Origin of the sequence: Dactylosporangium sp. CA-139114 (genome assembly GCF_050955725.1) — a bacterium.
GTDB lineage: Bacteria > Actinomycetota > Actinomycetes > Mycobacteriales > Micromonosporaceae > Dactylosporangium.
Window position 1 is genome coordinate 6,241,435 of sequence record NZ_CP192080.1, and the last position, 18,139, is coordinate 6,259,573.

The 18,139-nt window shown below is 70.8% G+C and carries 12 protein-coding genes; 5 read left to right on the forward strand and 7 right to left on the reverse strand.

Translation table 11 applies throughout. The features are described from left to right. Window positions 1-166: 166 nt before the first annotated feature. The 5 genes from ACQP2P_RS27590 to ACQP2P_RS27610 all read left to right on the forward strand — a co-directional run bounded on the left by ACQP2P_RS27590 (window position 167) and on the right by ACQP2P_RS27610 (window position 6,352). Window positions 167-1,990: a family 43 glycosylhydrolase gene (locus tag ACQP2P_RS27590; RefSeq protein WP_433605528.1), complete on the forward strand. Its 1,824-nt coding sequence runs from the start codon at window positions 167-169 to the stop codon at window positions 1,988-1,990. 33 nt (window positions 1,991-2,023) lie between these two features. Continuing rightward, window positions 2,024-3,631: a glycoside hydrolase family 27 protein gene (locus ACQP2P_RS27595; RefSeq protein ID WP_433605530.1), complete on the forward strand. Its 1,608-nt coding sequence runs from the start codon at window positions 2,024-2,026 to the stop codon at window positions 3,629-3,631. Window positions 3,632-3,828: 197 nt separating this feature from the next. Further along, window positions 3,829-4,614, forward strand: coding sequence for a poly-gamma-glutamate hydrolase family protein (locus ACQP2P_RS27600; RefSeq protein WP_433605532.1), 786 nt, complete (start codon window positions 3,829-3,831; stop codon window positions 4,612-4,614). Between the two features lie 202 nt (window positions 4,615-4,816). Further along, entirely contained in the window at window positions 4,817-5,686 is an 870-nt protein-coding gene (locus ACQP2P_RS27605) for a hypothetical protein (protein WP_433605534.1), read from the forward strand. A 132-nt stretch (window positions 5,687-5,818) separates the two neighbouring features. Further along, window positions 5,819-6,352: an FAD-binding oxidoreductase gene (locus ACQP2P_RS27610; RefSeq protein WP_433605536.1), complete on the forward strand. Its 534-nt coding sequence runs from the start codon at window positions 5,819-5,821 to the stop codon at window positions 6,350-6,352. Between the two features lie 18 nt (window positions 6,353-6,370). On the opposite strand, the gene ACQP2P_RS27615 is transcribed toward ACQP2P_RS27610, so the two are convergent. The 7 genes from ACQP2P_RS27615 to ACQP2P_RS27645 all read right to left on the reverse strand — a co-directional run bounded on the left by ACQP2P_RS27615 (window position 6,371) and on the right by ACQP2P_RS27645 (window position 18,045). Next, window positions 6,371-9,958, reverse strand: coding sequence for a discoidin domain-containing protein (locus ACQP2P_RS27615; protein ID WP_433605538.1), 3,588 nt, complete (start codon window positions 9,956-9,958; stop codon window positions 6,371-6,373). A gap of 309 nt (window positions 9,959-10,267) precedes the next feature. Beyond that, a complete protein-coding gene (locus ACQP2P_RS27620; protein ID WP_433605540.1) occupies window positions 10,268-11,278 on the reverse strand; it encodes a phosphotransferase family protein in 1,011 nt (336 codons plus the stop codon). A 32-nt stretch (window positions 11,279-11,310) separates the two neighbouring features. Then, entirely contained in the window at window positions 11,311-12,744 is a 1,434-nt protein-coding gene (locus tag ACQP2P_RS27625) for an SDR family NAD(P)-dependent oxidoreductase (RefSeq protein WP_433605542.1), read from the reverse strand. A gap of 44 nt (window positions 12,745-12,788) precedes the next feature. Beyond that, window positions 12,789-14,768: an acetoacetate--CoA ligase gene (locus ACQP2P_RS27630; RefSeq protein ID WP_433605544.1), complete on the reverse strand. Its 1,980-nt coding sequence runs from the start codon at window positions 14,766-14,768 to the stop codon at window positions 12,789-12,791. A gap of 49 nt (window positions 14,769-14,817) precedes the next feature. Beyond that, window positions 14,818-16,023, reverse strand: a complete 1,206-nt coding sequence (locus ACQP2P_RS27635; RefSeq protein WP_433605546.1) for a sugar ABC transporter permease — start codon at window positions 16,021-16,023, stop codon at window positions 14,818-14,820. Window positions 16,024-16,036: 13 nt separating this feature from the next. Further along, window positions 16,037-16,780 carry an ATP-binding cassette domain-containing protein gene (locus ACQP2P_RS27640; protein ID WP_433605548.1) on the reverse strand — a complete coding sequence of 248 codons (744 nt, stop codon included), beginning with the start codon at window positions 16,778-16,780 and terminating at the stop codon, window positions 16,037-16,039. A 122-nt stretch (window positions 16,781-16,902) separates the two neighbouring features. Next, window positions 16,903-18,045 (reverse strand): substrate-binding domain-containing protein, encoded by a 1,143-nt coding sequence (locus tag ACQP2P_RS27645; protein ID WP_433605550.1) that lies wholly within the window; start codon window positions 18,043-18,045, stop codon window positions 16,903-16,905. Window positions 18,046-18,139: the final 94 nt, after the last annotated feature.

Genomic DNA, 18,139 nt, shown 5'->3' on the forward strand with positions numbered 1-18,139 from the left:
AAAAGCGTTATGCGACTGCCCCGGGGATGGTCGCACCGGCTCCGGACAGCGACTCACTTGAATGCTGTGAGCGATTCTGGCAAGGTTCCCTGACATCCCGCCCCGACGCTCATCCGCGCCCGCCAAGCGCTATGTGAGCGATAACAAATCACCCCAGGAGCGTTCCGTGAAAGCTTCCATCCGGCGCGCGCTCGTAGCGGCCGCCGGCCTGCTGTGCCTGACCGGACTCATGCCGGCCGCCGCGGCCCGGGCCGACAACCCGATCGTGCAGACGATCTACACCGCCGACCCCGCGCCGCTGGTCTACAACGGCCGGGTCTACCTGTACACCGGGCACGACGAGGACAACTCGACGTACTTCACCATGCGCGAATGGCGGGTCTGGTCCTCCGCCGACATGGTCAACTGGACCGACCACGGATCGCCGATGAGCCTGTCCACGTTCAGCTGGGCGAGCTCGGACGCGTGGGCCGGGCAGACCGTGTACCGCAACGGCAAGTTCTACTGGTACGTGCCGGTGCGCATGGCCAACGGCAGCAACGCCATCGGGGTCGGCGTCGCCGACAACCCCACCGGCCCGTTCCGCGACGCCCTGGGCCGGCCGCTGATCCAGAACTCCGAGATCGACCCGACGGTCTTCATCGACGACGACGGGCAGGCGTACCTGTACTACGGCAACCCTCACCTGTGGTACGTGAAGCTCAACGCCGACATGATCTCGACCTCCGGCAGCCCGGCCCAGATCCCGCTGACCACCGCCGGGTTCGGCACCCGCACCGGCAACACCAGCCGCCCGACGCTGTTCGAGGAGGGCCCCTGGGTCTACAAGCGCAACGGCCTGTACTACAACGTCTTCGCCGCGAAGTGCTGCTCGGAGTACATCGCCTACTCGACCGCCACGTCGCCCACCGGGCCGTGGACCTTCCGCGGCACCGTCATGCCGACCCAGGGTGCAAGTTTCACGAACCACCCGGGCGTCATCGACTTCAACGGCGGGTCGTACTTCTTCTACCACAACGGGGCCCTGCCCGGCGGCGGCGGCTACACCCGCTCGGTGGCCGTGGAGAAGTTCAGCTACAACGCCGACGGCACGATCCCGACGATGAACATGACCACGACGGGCGCGCCGCAGGTGGGCACGCTGAACCCGTACACCCGCCAGGAGGCCGAGACCATCGCCTGGGAGAACGGCGTGGAGACCGAGCCGTCCAGCGAGGGCGGCATGAACGTCGGCTGGATCGAGAACGGCGACAACATCAAGGTCAAGGGCGTCGCGTTCGGCGCCGGCGCGACGTCGTTCAGCGCCCGGGTCGCCTCGGCGAACAGTGGCGGACGCATCGAGCTGCACCTGGACAGCCTCAACGGCACCCTCGTCGGCACCTGCACCGTCGGCGGTACCGGCGGCTGGCAGACCTGGACCACCGTGACCTGCCCGGTGAGCGGCGCGACCGGCACCCACGACCTGTACTTCAAGTACACCGGCGGCTCCGGCAACCTCTTCAACGTCAACTGGTGGCAGTTCACCGGCACCGGCGGCGGTGACAACGGCGGCGGCAACCTGCTCGCCAACGGCACCATGGAGAGCGGCACCAGCGGCTGGTCGGTCTTCGGCGCCGGCACCCTGGCGGCCGCTTCGGTCGCCCACGGCGGCAGCCAGTCGCTGCAGATCACCGGCCGCACCGCGGCGTGGAACGGCCCGGCCCAGGACGTCACGTCGAAGCTCACCAACGGCAAGAGCTACACGACCAGCGCGTGGGTCCGCGCGCAGAGCGGCACCCCGAGCGCGAAGGTGACGCTCGCCCTGACCGCGAACGGCACGACCAGCTACGTGCAGCTCACCCCGGCCGCCACGGTGAACACCGGCGGCTGGACCCAGCTGACCGGCACCGCCACGGTTTCGTGGACGGGCACGCTGAGCGGCGCCACACTCTACGTCGAGACGGCCGCCGGCACCGACGGTCTCTACCTCGACGACGCATCCCTGCAGTAGCGCAGCCGAGCCGACTCGATCGAGGGAGAGATCATGCGTGTACAACAGCGGCTCTGGCCGGCCCGCGCGGTGGCATTGCTGCTCGCGGCCGGTGCCGCCCTGTGGTTCATCGGTGTGCGCACGGCCGGACCGGCCCAGGCGCTGGCCAACAACCTGGCGCTCACCCCGCCGATGGGGTGGAACGACTGGAACGCGTACGGCTGCAACGTCTCGGAGGCCCTGGTCAAGCAGACCGCCGACAAGCTCGTGTCGTCCGGGCTGGCGGCGGCGGGCTACCAGTACGTGAACATCGACGACTGCTGGATGCAGCACAGCCGCGACGCGAGCGGCAACCTGCAGCCCGACTACGCCAAGTTCCCCGACGGGATCTCCGGCACCGCGGCGTACGTGCACAGCAAGGGCCTGAAGCTCGGCATCTACGAGGACGCCGGGACCCAGACCTGCGCCGGCTACCCGGGCAGCCTCGGGCACGAGACGCAGGACGCGCGCAGCTTCGCGGCCTGGGGCGTCGACTACCTCAAGTACGACAACTGCTTCAACAACGGCAGTTCGACGACCCAGCAGTACATCGCCCGCTACTCGGCGATGCGTGACGCGCTCGCGGCCACCGGGCGCCCGATCGTCTACAGCATCTGCGAATGGGGCGTCAACGCGCCGTGGACCTGGGCGCCCGGCGTCGGCAACCTGTGGCGCACCACCGGCGACATCCAGGCCAACTTCGGCAGCGTGCTCAACATCTTCCACCAGAACGTGGGCCTCGCCGCCTACGCCGGCCCCGGCCAGTGGAACGACCCCGACATGCTCGAGGTCGGCAACGGGATGTCCGCCACCGAGGACCGCGCGCACTTCAGCCTGTGGGCCGAGATGGCCGCGCCGCTCCTGGCCGGCAACAACCTGGTCAACGCGAGCTCCACGACGCTGTCGATCCTGGGCAACAAGGCGGTGATCGCGGTCGACCAGGACCCGGCCGGCAAGCAGGGCCGGATGGTGAGCTCCTCCGGCGGGCTCGACGTGCTGGCCAAGCCGCTCGCGAACGGCGACGTGTCCGTGGTGCTGTTCAACGAGAACACCGCCACCGCGACGATCAGCACCACGGCCGCCGCGATCGGCAAGTCCGGCGCGTCGTCCTACTCGCTGACCGACCTGTGGAGCGGGGCGACCAGCACCACCAGCGGCGCGATCACCGCGAGCGTGCCCGGGCACGGCGTGGTGATGTACCGGGTCGCGGGCGGTACCACCGGCAATCCGGGCGGCGGTTCCACGACGACGATCCGGGGCACAGGGTCCGGCCGCTGCCTCGACGACCCCAACGGCAGCACGACCAACGGCGTGCAGCTGGTGATCTGGGACTGCAACGGCGGCACCAACCAGCAGTGGACCTTCACCGCTTCCAAGCAGCTGCAGGTGCTCGGCAAGTGCCTGGACGCGTACAACAACCAGACCTCGCCCGGCACCAAGGTGGAGATCTGGGACTGCAACGGCCAGACCAACCAGCAGTGGAACGTCAACGCCGACGGCACCATCACCGGCGTGCAGTCCGGGCTGTGCCTCGACGTGAGCGGCGCGGGCACCGCCAACAACACGCCCGTCCAGCTGTGGACGTGCACCGGCGCCACGAACCAGCGCTGGACCCGCGCGTGAGCCCCCGGCGGGCCCGCGTCACCGGGCCCTGACGCCGCGGCCTCCCGGCCGAACGACACGCAGTGGGAGCTGCGCAGAGCGCCCTGGGGCGGCATCGGCGACGATGCCGCCGCGGGGCGCTCGCCGCCGATCGCCGGGCCGGAGGCGTCCTCGGCGCGGGACAGCGGGAACCGAGCGGATTCAGTAGCCTCGGCCACATGGGGATGCAACGGCGGGCTGTGCTCGCGGCGATCGGTGGGGCGGCCCTGGCGGCGCCCGCGCTCTCGGTTCCGGCGGCCGCGGCGGCGGATGTGTATCCGTCCAACACCGCGCTCTACGCCGATCCGGCGCTCGTGGAGGGCACCGACTGGGGGCGGCGGTTCCGGCGGCACGCGGCCGTCGACGACAGCGAGACCGCCGCGTCGCCCGCGCTGCCCGGCACGGCGATCGTGGCGCCGCACGGCGGCGGGATCGAGCCCGGCACATCGGAGCTCTGCCTCGCGATCGCCGGCTACCACCCCGCGACGGTGGCGGCGACGGGCGGGGCGCTGTTCGACTTCTGGATGTTCGAAGGCCTGCGCGCGTCGAACAACGGGGTCCTGCACGTCACCTCGACGCACTGCGACGACCCCTACGCCCGCTCGATCTGCGGCGGCGCCACGCGCGCCGTGTCGCTGCACGGCTGCACGCCGAGCCAGGCGGGCTTCCCGGAGGGCACCCAGGCCGTCCTCGTCGGCGGCGGCGACGCCGCGCTCCGCACGGCCCTGCGCAACCAGCTCGTCGCGGCCGGCTTCACCGCGGTCGACGCGGGCGGGGTCGGCGAGCTCGACGGCAACGACCCGGCGAACATCATCAACCGCACGCTGTCCGGCGCGGGAGCCCAGCTCGAGCTGACGACGCCGCTGCGCACGGCGATGTTCGGCACCAACACCCGCGCGGGCCGGCGCAACACGACGACGACCGCCTTCTGGACCTTCGCCGGGGCGGTCCGCGCCGCCCTCTGACCGGCTCCCCGGATGCGTCGGGCATCCGACGTATCCGGGGAGTACGTGCTGACACGGATGCCGGGGATCCGGGCCGATTCCTACCTTGAACCCGAGCCCGCCCGAACGCGGCGGACCGGCAACCCAGGACGGCCGCCGTGCGACTGCCAATCGTCTTCCTGCTGCGCGCCGCCGGCCTGGCCCACAGGAAGGATCTCCCACCGTGAAGAGACTCCGCCGGCATCTCCTCATCGCGGCGGCCGCCGCGCTGGCCCTCGTCGCGGGCACCGCCTCGCCCGCCGCGGCCGCCACTGTCAACCCCGGCGCGTTCGCCGGGGCCGGCTACATCGGCCCGGTCGCGCTGACCGCGCCGGCAACCATGTCGGGCGGCCGGTACATGCTCTCCGCCGACGGCCGCTACGGGGTGCTGATGCAGCCGGACGGCAACCTCGTCGAGTACGGCCCCAGCCCGTGCGGCTTCCTGCAGCCGGACAACTGCCCCGGCCCGTACCCGTGGTGGAGCACGAACACCGCCGGCCAGCCGGGCAACCGGGTCGCCATGCAGTCCGACGGCAACCTCGTGGTGTACCGCGCCGACAACAGCGTCGCGTGGGCCTCGAACACCGCACAGAGCGGGGCGGTCTACTTCACCGTCCGCAACACCGGCGCCCTGGTGCTGCAGCGTTCGGACGGTTCGGTCGCCGCCACCCTGTCCGGCAGCCACCTGAACACCACCAACTTCTCGGGCCTGACCGGGATGACCACCAACCAGCAGATCACGATGACGTACTTCCTGCGGTCACCGGACAGCCGATACCACCTGCTGCTGCAGGACGACGGCAACCTCGTGCTCTACGGACCCGGCTACCACCTGCTGTGGTCCACGCACTCCTTCGGCGCCGGCGGCAACCACCTCGTGATGCAGGGCGACGGCAACCTCGTGCTCTACAAGCCGGACGGCACCGGGGTGTGGGCGTCCGGCACCTGGACCAGCTATGGCGCGCACCTGTCCCTGCAGGACGACGGCAACCTCGTCATCTACACCACCGGCAACCAGGCGGTCTGGTCGACGGGAACGTCGGGCCAGCTCTGAGCGCCGGACCGGCCCGGTGATGACAACGGCCACCGCCGGGCCGGCCGCGGCAAGCTCCGGTGCACGACGCGATCACCCGGCGGCGGTGAAGCTGCCGCCGGGTGCGGCGGGCACGGCCTCACGCCGAAAACGGTGTGGCGGACGTGGGAGGTCGCCCGGCGGATCCCGGAGACCGACGACGTCGTCACGTTCGTCGTGCGCCGCGTCGACGACCGGCTCGTGCGCCATTCGCTGCCCGGCCAGTACGTCACCGCGCTGATGCCGATGCCCGACGGCGTCAGACAGCCGCGCCAGTACAGCCTCAGCCACGCCGACGACGGCCGCCACCGCCAGTTCTCGGTGAAGGGCGTCCACGGCGACGACGGGCCCCGCGGCGAGGTGTCGACGCTGATGTGCCAGGACCTGCACGTCGGCGACCGGGTGACGCTGTCGGCGCCGTACGGCGACGTCGTGCTCGACGACTCCGGCCGTCCGGTCGTGTTCGCGAGCGCCGGCATCGGGGTCGCGCCGATGGCCGGGATGCTGTCGCACCTCGTCACCGCGGAGTCGGGCCTGCCGTTCATGCGGTACGTGCGCGGCGCCCTGATCGAGCGCGACGTGGCGTCGCGCGACATCCGGTACGAGGTGTTCGGCCCGGACCTGTGGCAGGCGGACGTCGAGGACTAGCCCCGCGGCCGGGCGGGTTCACGACGCGCCCGGGCCGACCTCCAGTGCGCTGAGCCCGGCGTCGCCCGAGTGCCACGTGGTGGTCACGGCGACGTACCGGGCCGTGACGCCCAGCCTGACCGAGCCCAGCCGCGTGCCCGCCGCGACCGAGCCGACGTTCGTGAACGTCAGGCCGTCGTCGCTGACCGACACGGTCGCCGCCGGCGCCTTGGCGCCGTTCCAGCTCAGCCGGACCGTGCCGAGCGCGGTGGACCGTCCCAGATCGACGACCATGCGCCCGGCCGGGCCCGGAACCCAGGCCGTGCCTGCTTCGCCGTCGACGGCGAGGGACGGCGACGTCATGCCCTGCGGCAGTACCGATGCGGGGAACGTCTCGGCGCCGAGCGCGAGGTCCGCGACCGGGTACGGGTGGGCGGAGGCGTACGACACCGTCTGAACCTTGCCCGTCGGCGGCAGGCCCGCGCCCTGCACCTGCCCGGTCTCGAGGTTGCGCAGCTGCACCGAGCGGACGGTGCCGTGGGAGGAGACCTGGATGGTGCGCCCGTCGGTGACCACGGCGGTCAGTCCGGCCGGAGCCGTCCCCTTGCCCGGCACCACCGCGGTGGCCCGCGGGGCGAGCACGACGGCCGATCCCGGGCGGAGCGTCACGTCCAGCTCGGATGACGTCGCCCCGACGCGCTGCGTGCCGGTGAAGAGCGCAACGGCACCCCCGTCGTGCGGGATCGTGACCGCGGTGGTGGCCCCGGCGCCGGAGAGGTTGAAGACGACGAGGAAGCCGTCGACGAGCGCGGCCTGCGTGGCGGGGTTCGACGTCGTCGGCTCGGGCCGCGCGGACTGCGCGGCCGTCGCGGCGGCGGCGCCCGGCACCATCTCGATCACGCGCGGTCCCTGGCCGCCGTCGGCGAGGCGGATCACCTGCTGGGTGTCGCTCGCGCGGGAGACGGTGATCGGGGCGTCGGAGCCGCGCACGACGAAGCCGCCCTTGTTCTCGACGGAGATCCAGCCGCCGTGCGACTCGAGCACGCGGTTGCCGGTCTCCCGGTGCCGCGCGACGTTCTGCCAGGTGACGCCGTCCGTCGAGGTCTGGACGAGGTACTCCTGCCCCGCCGCGGACTCCCAGCCGAGCTGCACCTGCGACACCGCGGTGGCCGCGCCGAGGTCGACCTGGATCCACGAGTCGCCGCGGAGCCGGTCGGCCTTCGCGACGGCCCAGCGCGTGGTCGGGCTGCCGTCGGTGACGGCGCTCGCGGGGAGCCCGGTGTCGGCGCTCGAGGCCGTCACCGGCCGCGTGGCCGCGACGTCGGTGCCGTTGGGAGAGAACGCCCGGAAGTGGTACAGCGAGTAGCCGTACTGCGCGTTGCCTCGCACGCCTTGCATCCGCACGTAGCGTGCCGTGACCGGCGCCGGTGCCGTCTGCCCGGGCGGGGTCAGGTCCAGGGTGTCGAGGCGCGCGACGTTGACGTCCGCGGGAGCGTTGCCGTAGGCCGCCGCCGTGCGCCAGGTCTGCCCGTCGTCGGAGACCTGGACCAGGTAGCGGGCGCCGGCGGCCGACTCCCAGGCGAGGCGGACCGATCCCAGCCTGGTCGGGGCGCCCAGGTCGACCTGGAGCCAGGAGTCCGGCCGGGTGCGCTCGGCGACCGAGACGGCCCAGCGGGTCGACGGGTTGCCGTCGGTGACACGGGCGGCCAGGTAGCCGGTCGCGGTGTCCTCGCTCGACGCCGTCGCCGGCTTGCCGGCCGCGACGTCGGTGGGTGTCGCCGAGCCGTCGCCGGGGCCGTACGCGTGCAGCGCGTACATGGAGTAGCCGTACTTTGCGTTGCCCTGCTGACCGAGCATGCGCACGTACCGGGCGGTGGTGGGCGCGTCGAACGTGAGCTCGTCCACGCGGGCGGCTTTCGCGTCGGCCGGGTCGGCGGGGATCTTGGCGACCGGCGCGACCGTGGTGGTGCCCTCGGCCGTCGTGTAGTCCCGCGAGCCGTCGAGCCCGAACGCGCCGCCCATGTCGAGGTTGCGGACCGAGACGATGCCGTCATCGGCTCCGGCGCCCGTGGAGGCGTAGACCGCCGCGCCCGTGGGCAGCGTCGCCTGCCCCGCGTAGCCGGACCCGACCTGGAAGACCGACGCCGTGCCGTCGAACCCGTCGCGCGGCTTGACGTACGTCGTGACGTCGCGGGAGGCGACCTTCGCGCTCGTCGACGGGTACAGGTACGGCGTCGAGCCCGAGATCTGGAACAGCCACGAGTCCTGGCCCGGTACCCACGGGAACTTGACGTATCCGGGCTTGCTGAGGGCGGCCGCCCAGGCCTTCGGGCTCTGCTGCATGACGATCCCCGCGCTCGCGCCGTAGTCGCGCACGCCCGCGGCCGCGGCGAACGCCTGCGCGTCGGTCAGGGGCCGCACGGGCCCGGCGGCCGAGCCGGCCGCGTGCTCGTGCAGCAGGTAGGAGATCGCGATCTCCGCGCGCGCCTCGGGCTCGTACTTCGCCTCGCCGGAGAACTTCGTCAGCCGGTTCACCGGCGCGTATGCCTGGTAGGCGGCCAGGCCCGCGGCCAGGTGCTGCTCGGCGGTGACCGCCTCGGGCCGGCGCAGGACCTGACCCACGAACGCCAGCGGGATCACGTCGCGGCCGTACAGGAACTCACGGTCGGCCACCATCGGCATGAAGGGCTCGCCCTGCGCCGACATGTCGAGCAGGAGCGAGTTCCACAGCTCGGCCGAGTTCGGCTGGTGCAGCAGGACCTCGGGCACGGGCCGGCCGTTGAGGATGAACTGGATGGAGTTGCGGCCGCCCGAGCGCCAGATGTCCGACTGGTAGTGCGGCGCGTAGGTCCCGTGGTTCTCCACGAGGTACGTGTCGCTGATGTTGTGCATCACGTTGCTCGAGATCGGCGCCCCGCCCACCTGGGCCGGGTTGTTGCGGTCCGCGGTCGGCTGCCCGGCCGCGTTGCGGGCCCAGGTGTTCAGCTGCTCGCTCCAGCGCCCCGCATCGGGGTCGTCGGGCGCCCACGCCACGCCCGGGGACAACGCCTGCGTGTAGACGCCGGACTCCTCCAGCGCCGTGTCGCCCTGGTAGGCGCCCTCGGGCCACCGCGCGTCCCAGCTGCCCGACAGCGGGTCCTGCGCGAAGTGCAGATCGGCGGTGTACTTCGCCTGGCCCGTCGCGATGGTCTTGAGGTTGGCCTGCGTGACCGCGTCGAGGTCGTTCCACATCAGCCGGCCGGCGTCGAGGAAGTACGACTCGAATGTCGAGTCCCAGAAGAGCCTCTTGCCCCACGTGCCGTCCGCCCGGACGAGCCGGTTGTCCGCGGCGAACTTCTTGATCGTGGCCAGCGTGTGGGCCCGCAGCACGTCCTTGCTCACGCCCGCGAGGTCGGCGTCGTAGTCGCCGTGCGTGAGCAGGACGGCGTTGCCCAGGACCACGGCGAAGTTGAAGTCCGTCAGCTGGTAGGCGCCCGCCGCCGGGTCCCACACCGTCTCGACCCAGCGCGTGTGCCGCAGCAGGGCGCCGTAGTAGTCGGCGGCGATGGCGTCCGGGGCGCCGAAGGCGGGGGCGTCCTCGGCGACCGCCGCCGGGGCGGTGAGCGCGGCGGTCACGACGAGCGCCACGGACGCGGCGGTTGTCGCAAGGGCGGAGACCAGACGGCGCATGTGCTGCCTTTCACGTGACTGACGCGAACTCGAGCCCGGGGCGGGAACTCCCATGTGGATCGCGTGCCACAGGCCTGGTCAGTGTCCGATCAATCGATCAGACGAACGGTCCATGAGTTTTGCGGCTCCGATCGGAGGATGTCAAGACGCTAATACGAATTAGCACACGCAGGGCGCCCATCGGCTATGGTGATCGAAAGGGCGGTGTTGCGACGGCACCTTGAACGCGGGCGGTATGCCGCGATCCGCTACGCTTGCGTGAAATCCTCACACCGCAGCGGGGCCGCCGGATGACGTGGGCAGTTCCCGGAGGCCGGCAGCGAGGAGCGCGGGAACGGCCTGCTCGGCCAACGCCGAGGTCGTATCGGCCGCCGCGCCCCGCCGAGCGCGGTAGCTGATCCCCTGCGCGATGACGGCCAGCTTGAAGTTGGCCAGGGCCAGGTAGAACGGCCAGTGGTTCAGGTCGACATCACGCCGGCGGGCGTACGCCTCGGCGATCGCGTCACCGTCCGGCAGCCGGTCGCTCGCCCACGCTGCGTCGAACCCGAGGATCGAGTCGAGCTGTGGTTGACGGTAGACGCACATCAGCGCGATGTCCGTCTGGACGTCGCCGACGGTCGCGAGCTCCCAGTCGACCACCGCGAGCACCTTCGTGATGTCCGAGCCGTCCACCAACGTGTTGTCGATCCGGTAGTCCCCATGGACCACGCCGATGTGCACCGACCTGCTCGGAAGTGCGGCGAGGAGGTGCGCGTGAAGGCGCGTCGCGTCGGCGAGGTCCCGGCTCTTGACCTCGTTCCACTGTCGCCACCACAGGCGGACCTGGCGCCCGAGGAAACCGTCGGGCCTGCCCAGGCCGTCGAGTCCGACCTCGGCGACGTCGACGGAGTGCAGGTCCGCCAGGACCCGAACGAGCTCCGTGACGCAGGACTCGAGCTCGTGGGAGGTGTAGGCGGCGAGCTGCGCGCGGGTGCGCATGACCTGTCCCGGTACGAAACCTGTGACCGCGAATGGCGCGCCGATGACCGCCGGATCCTCGCACAGTGCGACCGCCGGAGGCACCGGGACGGCGCTGTACTGCAGGGCCTGGGTCACCCGCCATTCCCGCGCGACGTCGTGCGCTGACTGGGTGAGACCGGACATCGGTGGCCGCCGGACGACCCAGCGGTGCGTGCCGTCGGTGACGACGTACGTGAGGTTGGACTTTCCGCCGCTGACCAGCTCGCTGGTCAGCGGTCCGGCCGCGTGGACGCCCTGGCTCTCGAGGAACCTGCGCACACTGCGAACGTCGAGGACGGAGGGGTCGGGACTCATGCCTGGTATCCGCTTGTTCCAGCCCGACTGATCACGATCTCGTTGATCACGCTGCGCGGCGACATGTCGAGCAGCGCGGTCACCGCGGCGACGACGTCGTCGACCGGAATCATCGACTCGGGCGGCACCGCATCGTGCACCCACGCGCTCATGTCGGTGTCGACGTACCCGGGCGCGATCGCCGTCGCGGTGACGCCGCCGGCCGACTCCTCGGCGTTGAGCCCACGGCACAGGGCCAGCAGGGCCGCCTTCGCGGCCCCGTAGACGGTGAGGGACGGTTCGGCGTACACCCCGCCGATCGACGCCAGGGCGACGACCTTCGCTCCGCTGGACGGACGCCGCTGCGCCGCGGCGCGCAGCAGCGGCAGCGCTTGGCTGATCATGAGGAAGGGGGCGCGTGTGTTCAGCGCGAACTGCTGGTCGTAACGCGATACCGGATATCCGTCCAGCGGCGCGGCCGAGCCGACGCCCGCCGCGAGCACGAGGGCGTCCAGGCAGTCGTGCCGCTCGGCGTGCGCGGTGACGAGAGCTGCGGGCGCGTCCGGTGTGGCGAGGTCGACGTCGACATAGTCCACATGCGACGCTCCGGCCGCCTCGACCTCGGCCGCCGCGGCGGCCAGGCGGTCCGGATCGCGAGCCGCGAGTGTCAGCCGCCATCCACGCGCGGCGAGCGCGAGCGCGATGCCGCGTCCAATGCCGCGGGACGCGCCGGTGACGATCGCGGACCGCGCCGGCTCATGGCGGGTCGCCGTCGACCGTCCGGCCGAGGGTTTGGTGGCGGTCGTCATCGAGGCTGCCTCGCCGGAGGTTCCTTCGCCGATCCCGACGATCGACCGCGCGATCGTCAGGTAGCGATCGAGGAGCGCTTCGACCGGCAGCGTGCCATCCGGCCGGTACCACGACGCGACGCCTACGCACAGCGAGGCGATCGCCCGGCTCGCATGCTCCGGATAGGGCGTGGAGAAGTCGCCGTTGCGCACACCTTCGAGGATCACCCGGTCGAGCATGCGTTGCTGCTCGTCCCGTTTGGCGATGTAACGCTGCCGATTGCCCGGCTCGAGGCTGCGCAGCTCGGCCGTCGACACCATGGCGCCCGTGCGCCGGTACATGTGGAACCGCAGCAGCGACTCGACCAGCGCGTCGAACTGCGAACGGGCGTCGGGGGACGCGGTCTCCAGCGCCTGGCGGCTGCGGGTCAACAGCTCGTCGATGATGACCATCATGAGGTCGATGAGGATGTCCTGCTTGGACGGGTAGTGGTGGTACACGCCGGGCACGGACAGGCCGGACCGGCGCGCCAGGTCACGCGTCGTCGTGCCGTGGTAGCCGTGTTCGTGGAACGCCTGCAGGGCGGCGTCGAGAATGCGCGGGAATTCGAAGGGCCCGTACTCCCGCCAGTTGGAGTCGGCAGACATCGGCTCGGTCGTCACCTCGCTGAACGTGAATCCGGGGGCCTCGTGTTCGGTTCGCCTGTTCACTGCTCACGCCGCCTCGACCGTGCGGAGCTGATGAGCATGTCGAGGGCCTCCGGGTTGTCGACGGCGCCGCGGTTGACCACGCGGTCCGCGTCAGCGCCTTGCAGGATGCGTTTGACCGGGACCTCGAGACGCTTGCCGGTCTTCGTGTGCGGCAGTTGGGCAACCAGGATCACCTCGTCGGGCACGTGCCGGGGCGAGGCCCGTTCGGCGATGCGCCGGCGAATCCGGCTGACGAGGTCGGCCGGGTCCTGATCGCCGTGCGGCACGACGAAGAGCGGCATCCAGTATCCGCCGTCCGGTTCCTCGACGCCCACGACAAGAGCGTCCTCGACCTGCGGCATGCCGCTGAGGGCCTCGTAGATCTCCGCCGAGCCCAGCCGCACCCCGTGTCGGTTGATCGTCGCGTCCGAGCGCCCGAGGATCACGACGGTGCCACGCTCCGTGATCGCGGTCAGGTCCCCGTGGCGCCACACGCCGGGGAACATGTCGAAGTACGTGTCCCGCAGTATCCGGCCGTCGGGGTCGTCCCAGAAGCGCAACGGCATCGACGGCATCGGCTCGGTGATCACCATCTCTCCCGGTGTGCCGACCGGGACCTCCTCGCCCTCAGCGTTCCAGACCTGGACCGCCGCGCCCAGCGCGGGGGCGCTGATCTCACCGTCGTACACCGGGGTCGTGGGTGCGGCGGCGACGAAGATCCCGACGATGTCCGTGCCTCCACTCATCGATGCGAGCTGAACGTCCACGCTGACATGGTCACGGAACCATGTGTTGGCAGTGCCGGGCAGCACTGACCCCGTCACGCCGACGAGCCGCAGCGCCGAGAGGTCGAGGTCCTTCCCCGGCTCGAGGCCCGCCCGCTCGGAGGCTTCGAGATAGCCCGGGCTCGTGCCGAACACGGTGACGCCGAGATCGGCGACCAGCCGCCACAACGCATCGGTCCTCGGCGATGTCGGCCGCCCATCGTACAGCACGATGGTCGCGCCGTGGAGCAGCCCGCAGACCTGGGCGTTCCACATCATCCAGTTGGGCGTGGTGAACCAGAAGAATACGTCGCGGCCGTGCAGGTCCATGTGCAGGCCCGGCGACACCAGCTGCTCCAGCAGCACTCCCCCGTGCCCGTGCACGATGCCCTTGGGTTTGCCGGTCGTACCCGACGTGAACAGGACCCAGAGCGGATGGTCGAACCCCACGACCACGCCGATCGGATCGGGCTCGGCGGCGAGCGCGTCCGCCCAGGTGCTGGCGCCAGGACCGACGGCCGGGTGAGCGACCCCCGCGGTCTCGACGGTGATCGTGTGCCGCAGCCCGGGAAGCAGGTCGCGCAGGTCGCGCACGTCACCGCGGCGGTCGTGCACCTTCCCCCCGTACCGGTAGCCCGAGCCGGCGATGAGCACCCGGGGTGACAACTGCGCCATCCGGTCCGCGGCCGAGGGCGCCGCGTAGTCCAGGCCCGTCTGCGCCCACACCGCGCCGACCATCGCGGTCGCCACGAACGCGACGACCCCTTCGATGCAGTTCGGCAGGTACGCGGCGACGCGGTCGCCCGGTTCGACACCGAGGGCGCGCAGGCGGCCGGCTACGGCGGCGGCCTGCGCGCGCAGCGCGGCGTACGTGATCGACGACCGCTCGCCGGTCTCCGCGACCAGGATCACGGATTCCTGGTCGTCGTCGCCGGCGCGCAGCAGATGCTGTCCGAAATTGAGCGTGCCGCCGGGGAACCAGACGGCGCCCGGCATCCGGCGTTCGGCGAGCGCGCTACGCGGCCGGGTGGACCAGTCGACGTCGAAGAAGTCGGCAACCGCCGCCCAGAACTCCCCGGGGTTGGCGGCCGACCACGCGTGCAGCGCGCGGTAGTCGGTCACGTCGTCGAGCCTCGCGCGGCGCTGCGTGTCGAGCCACGTCGCGAACCGCACGATCCGGCTTGCCCGGGCCCGTGCCGGGTCCGGCAGCCAACTCGGTTCGATGGCAGTCATCGTCGACCTTCCTTCGTGATCAGTGCGTCTCGTGCCGGCGCAACGCTGCTCAGCGCCGCCTGGGCAGGAGCGATCCGCGGGCGAGGACCACGTCGATGGCGACGGCGACAATGAGGACGGACCCTGTCGCGAAGTACTGCACCTCCGTGGAGAGACCCAGCAGCTGGACGCCGTTGTTGATCGACCCGATGATCAGAGCGCCGAGCAGTGCCGACCAGATCGATCCGCGCCCACCGAAGAGGCTCGTGCCGCCCACGACGGCCGCGGCGATCGCGTTCAGCATCAGCGGGCCGGAACCGGAGGTCACCGATACGCCCAGCTGGCGGGACGCGTCGACCATTCCGGCGACGGCCGCACACGCGCCGAGCACGAGGAACGAGTAGAGCACCATGCGACGCACCGGGATGCCGGCACGCTGAGCCGCCTCGCGGTCGCCACCCACCGCGTACAGGTGGATGCCGTAGCGGGTCTGTGTCGTGGCGTACCACGCGATCAGCAGCATCGCCGTAAGGATCAGCAGCGGCATCGGCATCCCTCGCTGCTGCGTCAACGTGAAGACTCCGCCGAAGAGGACGGCGGCGACGATCACGGAGGGCAGGACGACCGCGACCACCGAGGTCGACGTACCCGTGGACAGCCGCTCCCGGTGCTGGAACAGCCGGTACGCCGCGAACGCCACCGTCCCGGCCGCGGCCAGCGCGTAGCTCGCACCCGCCGGTACCGTCGTACTCGCGATCTCGGCAAACGGCGTGCCCGCGACGCTGACCGTAAACTCGGGCGGCAGCACGACGAGGATGAGTCCCTGAAGGATGACCATCCCGCCCAGGGTCACGATGAGCGACGGTATGCCAAACATGATCACCTGGGCCTCGACGAACGTGACGGCCATGCCGGCGACCACCCCGGCCGCGATGCCGACCGGCAGCGGCAGGCCGCTGTTGACGGTCAGCCCGGCGGCCACAGCGGCGCAGACCCCGGACAGCACGGCGGACGACAGGTCGATCTCGCCGACGAGCAGGACGAAGACCACGCCGAGGGCGAGAATCGCGGTCGTCACGATCTGCAAGGTGAGGTTGGTGAGGTTCTGGAAGCTGAGGTACGCCGAATTCTGACTGTAGAAGACGGCCCAGATGATCGCCAAGACGACGAGCACCGGGATGCTCCGGTGCGCGCGGGCCGCCGACTCGATCGCCCGGCCGACCGAGGTGCGGCGGGCCGCCGGTGAGCCGACCGCGGAGGATGTCGAGATGGTCACAGGTCTTCCGTCCTCAATCGTTCGTCGACTCGTCCGCGCCGGTCATCGCGCTGACCAGGTCGGACGGTGTGTAGGCGCCGCGCCGGAACTCGGCGACCTTGGAGCCGAGCCGCAGGACCACGACCCGGTCGGCGACCTGCCGCACGTCCTTCATGTCGTGTGAGATCACGACCACGCCCCGCCCCTGGTCGCGCAGGCGGTGTATCAGGTCGAGCACCTCACCGCGTTGTGAGACGCCGAGGGCCGCGGTTGGCTCGTCGAGGATCACCACCGCAGGGTCGCTGATGAGCGCGCGGCAGATCGCGATGCCCTGACGCTGGCCGCCAGAGAGCGCGACGACCGGGGTCGTGAGCGAGCGGAGCTTGACCGAGAGCGACGCGAGCACACGTTGGGCCTGCTCCTCCATGAGGTGGCGACGGACCCGCCGCCCGGACCACACCGGGCCGCAGTGCTCCTGCCCGAGGAAGAGGTTTTGCACGGCGTCGAGGTTGTCGCACAGCGACAGGTCCTGGAACACGGTACGGATCCCGGCCTCCGCCGCGGCCCGCGGCGACTCCAGGCGCGCGGTCTCGCCACGCACCCGGATCTCGCCCGTATCTGGAGACTCCACTCCGGACACGATTTTGACCAATGTGGACTTTCCGGCGCCGTTGTCGCCGACGAGAGCGACAACCTCGCCCGCGTACACCGACATGTCGACCTCGTTCAGGGCGCGTACGCCACCGAAGTGCTTCGAGACCTTCGTGAGCTCGAGCAAGGGAGTCCCACGCGACGACCCGCCGTGCGACGGATCGGGGAGCTGTGGTTCGCTGTCCGCGGTCATGGTTTCCTCCGCGGGCGGCCGGCGGCTGCCGACCGCACGCTGCCGATGGGATTGGGCTACTTGTTCCTGGTCTTGCAGGTCTCGGTCGCCGCGGCCGGGCCCGTGCAGATCTGCTGCCACGTGAACATGCCGAGGTCGACGGCCTGCTGCACCGCGTCACCGGGGTCCTTGCCGTCTTCGAGGTGAATGAGCGTCGCGTCGAGCTTGGCCGTGGGCACCTTCATCGCACCGTTGTCGATGGTGTCCTTGACGAGGTCGGCCGGGGGCTGCTGGCCGCTGATCGCCGCGACCGTGATCTTCGCCGCCGCCTCCGCCTCGACCTTGAACGCCTTGAGCACGTTGTCCTGCTGGTCGCCGGTGAGCATGTACTGCAGGCCGGTCAGCTCGGGGTTCTGGCCGCCGTACACGGGGATCTTGAGGTTCTTGCCCTTGAGCGCGGCGATGATGCCGGCGGTGATGCCGTCGTAGAACCCGAGGAATGCGCCGACGCTGTTCTGCGTCTTGGTGAGGCACTGCTCGGTGGCCTTGGTGGCGTTGTCCGGCGCCCAGTCCTTGATGTAGTCCTCGCAGACCACCGTGATGTCGCCGCTCTTGATGAGCGGGTCGAGGACGTTGTTCTGCCCGGCGAGCATCTGGGTCGTGTACACGTCGCCCTTGTTGCCGTACTGGCGGGCGACCTTCACCGGCTTGGCGCCGAGCTTGCCGCTGGCGACCTGCTCGGCGAAGTACTTGGCTTGCTGGGCGCCGACCTTCTCCGGGTCGAAGACCACCTGGCCGTACAGCGTGCCCTTGACGGGCGGGTTCTCGTACCCGATGACCGGGACCTTCGCCTGCGCGGCGGCCTGGAGCAGCCCGGCGCTGGTGTTCGGGTCGGCGGCGACGACGACCAGCGCCTTGGCGCCGGCGGCGATCGCCGCGTTGGCCTGCGCGAGCTGCTGGTTGGAGTCACCTCCCGCGTTGACGAACTTGACCTCGACGCTCGGGTCCAGCGCCTTGATCGCCTTCTCGAACGCCGGGCCGTCCTGCTGGATGTAGCGGGTCGGCGTGGTGTTGGGGGCCATGAAGTAGACGAGCTTGGACTTCGATCCGCTGTTGCCGGTGGCGGGGTCGTTACTGCCACAGGCGGCGGCAAGAAGGATGCTGGCGCATGCGCCTCCGGCGATGACTGCCCGGAGGATCACGCCACGGTTACGCTTCACTGGTACTCCTCTGCTGGAGCGGGGGTGTGGATCGGGCCCAGGGCGGTGGGCGCGCGGCATCGAGGCGGCCCGAACGGTGCCGGGCCACCCTCTG

Bases quoted from the DNA above. Each gene is read 5' to 3' on its own strand.
- ACQP2P_RS27595 (WP_433605530.1), top strand. From the start codon at position 2,024: ATGCGTGTACAACAGCGGCTCTGGCCGGCCCGCGCGGTGGCATTGCTG.
- ACQP2P_RS27600 (WP_433605532.1), top strand. From the start codon at position 3,829: ATGGGGATGCAACGGCGGGCTGTGCTCGCGGCGATCGGTGGGGCGGCC.
- ACQP2P_RS27630 (WP_433605544.1), bottom strand. From the start codon at position 14,768: ATGACTGCCATCGAACCGAGTTGGCTGCCGGACCCGGCACGGGCCCGG.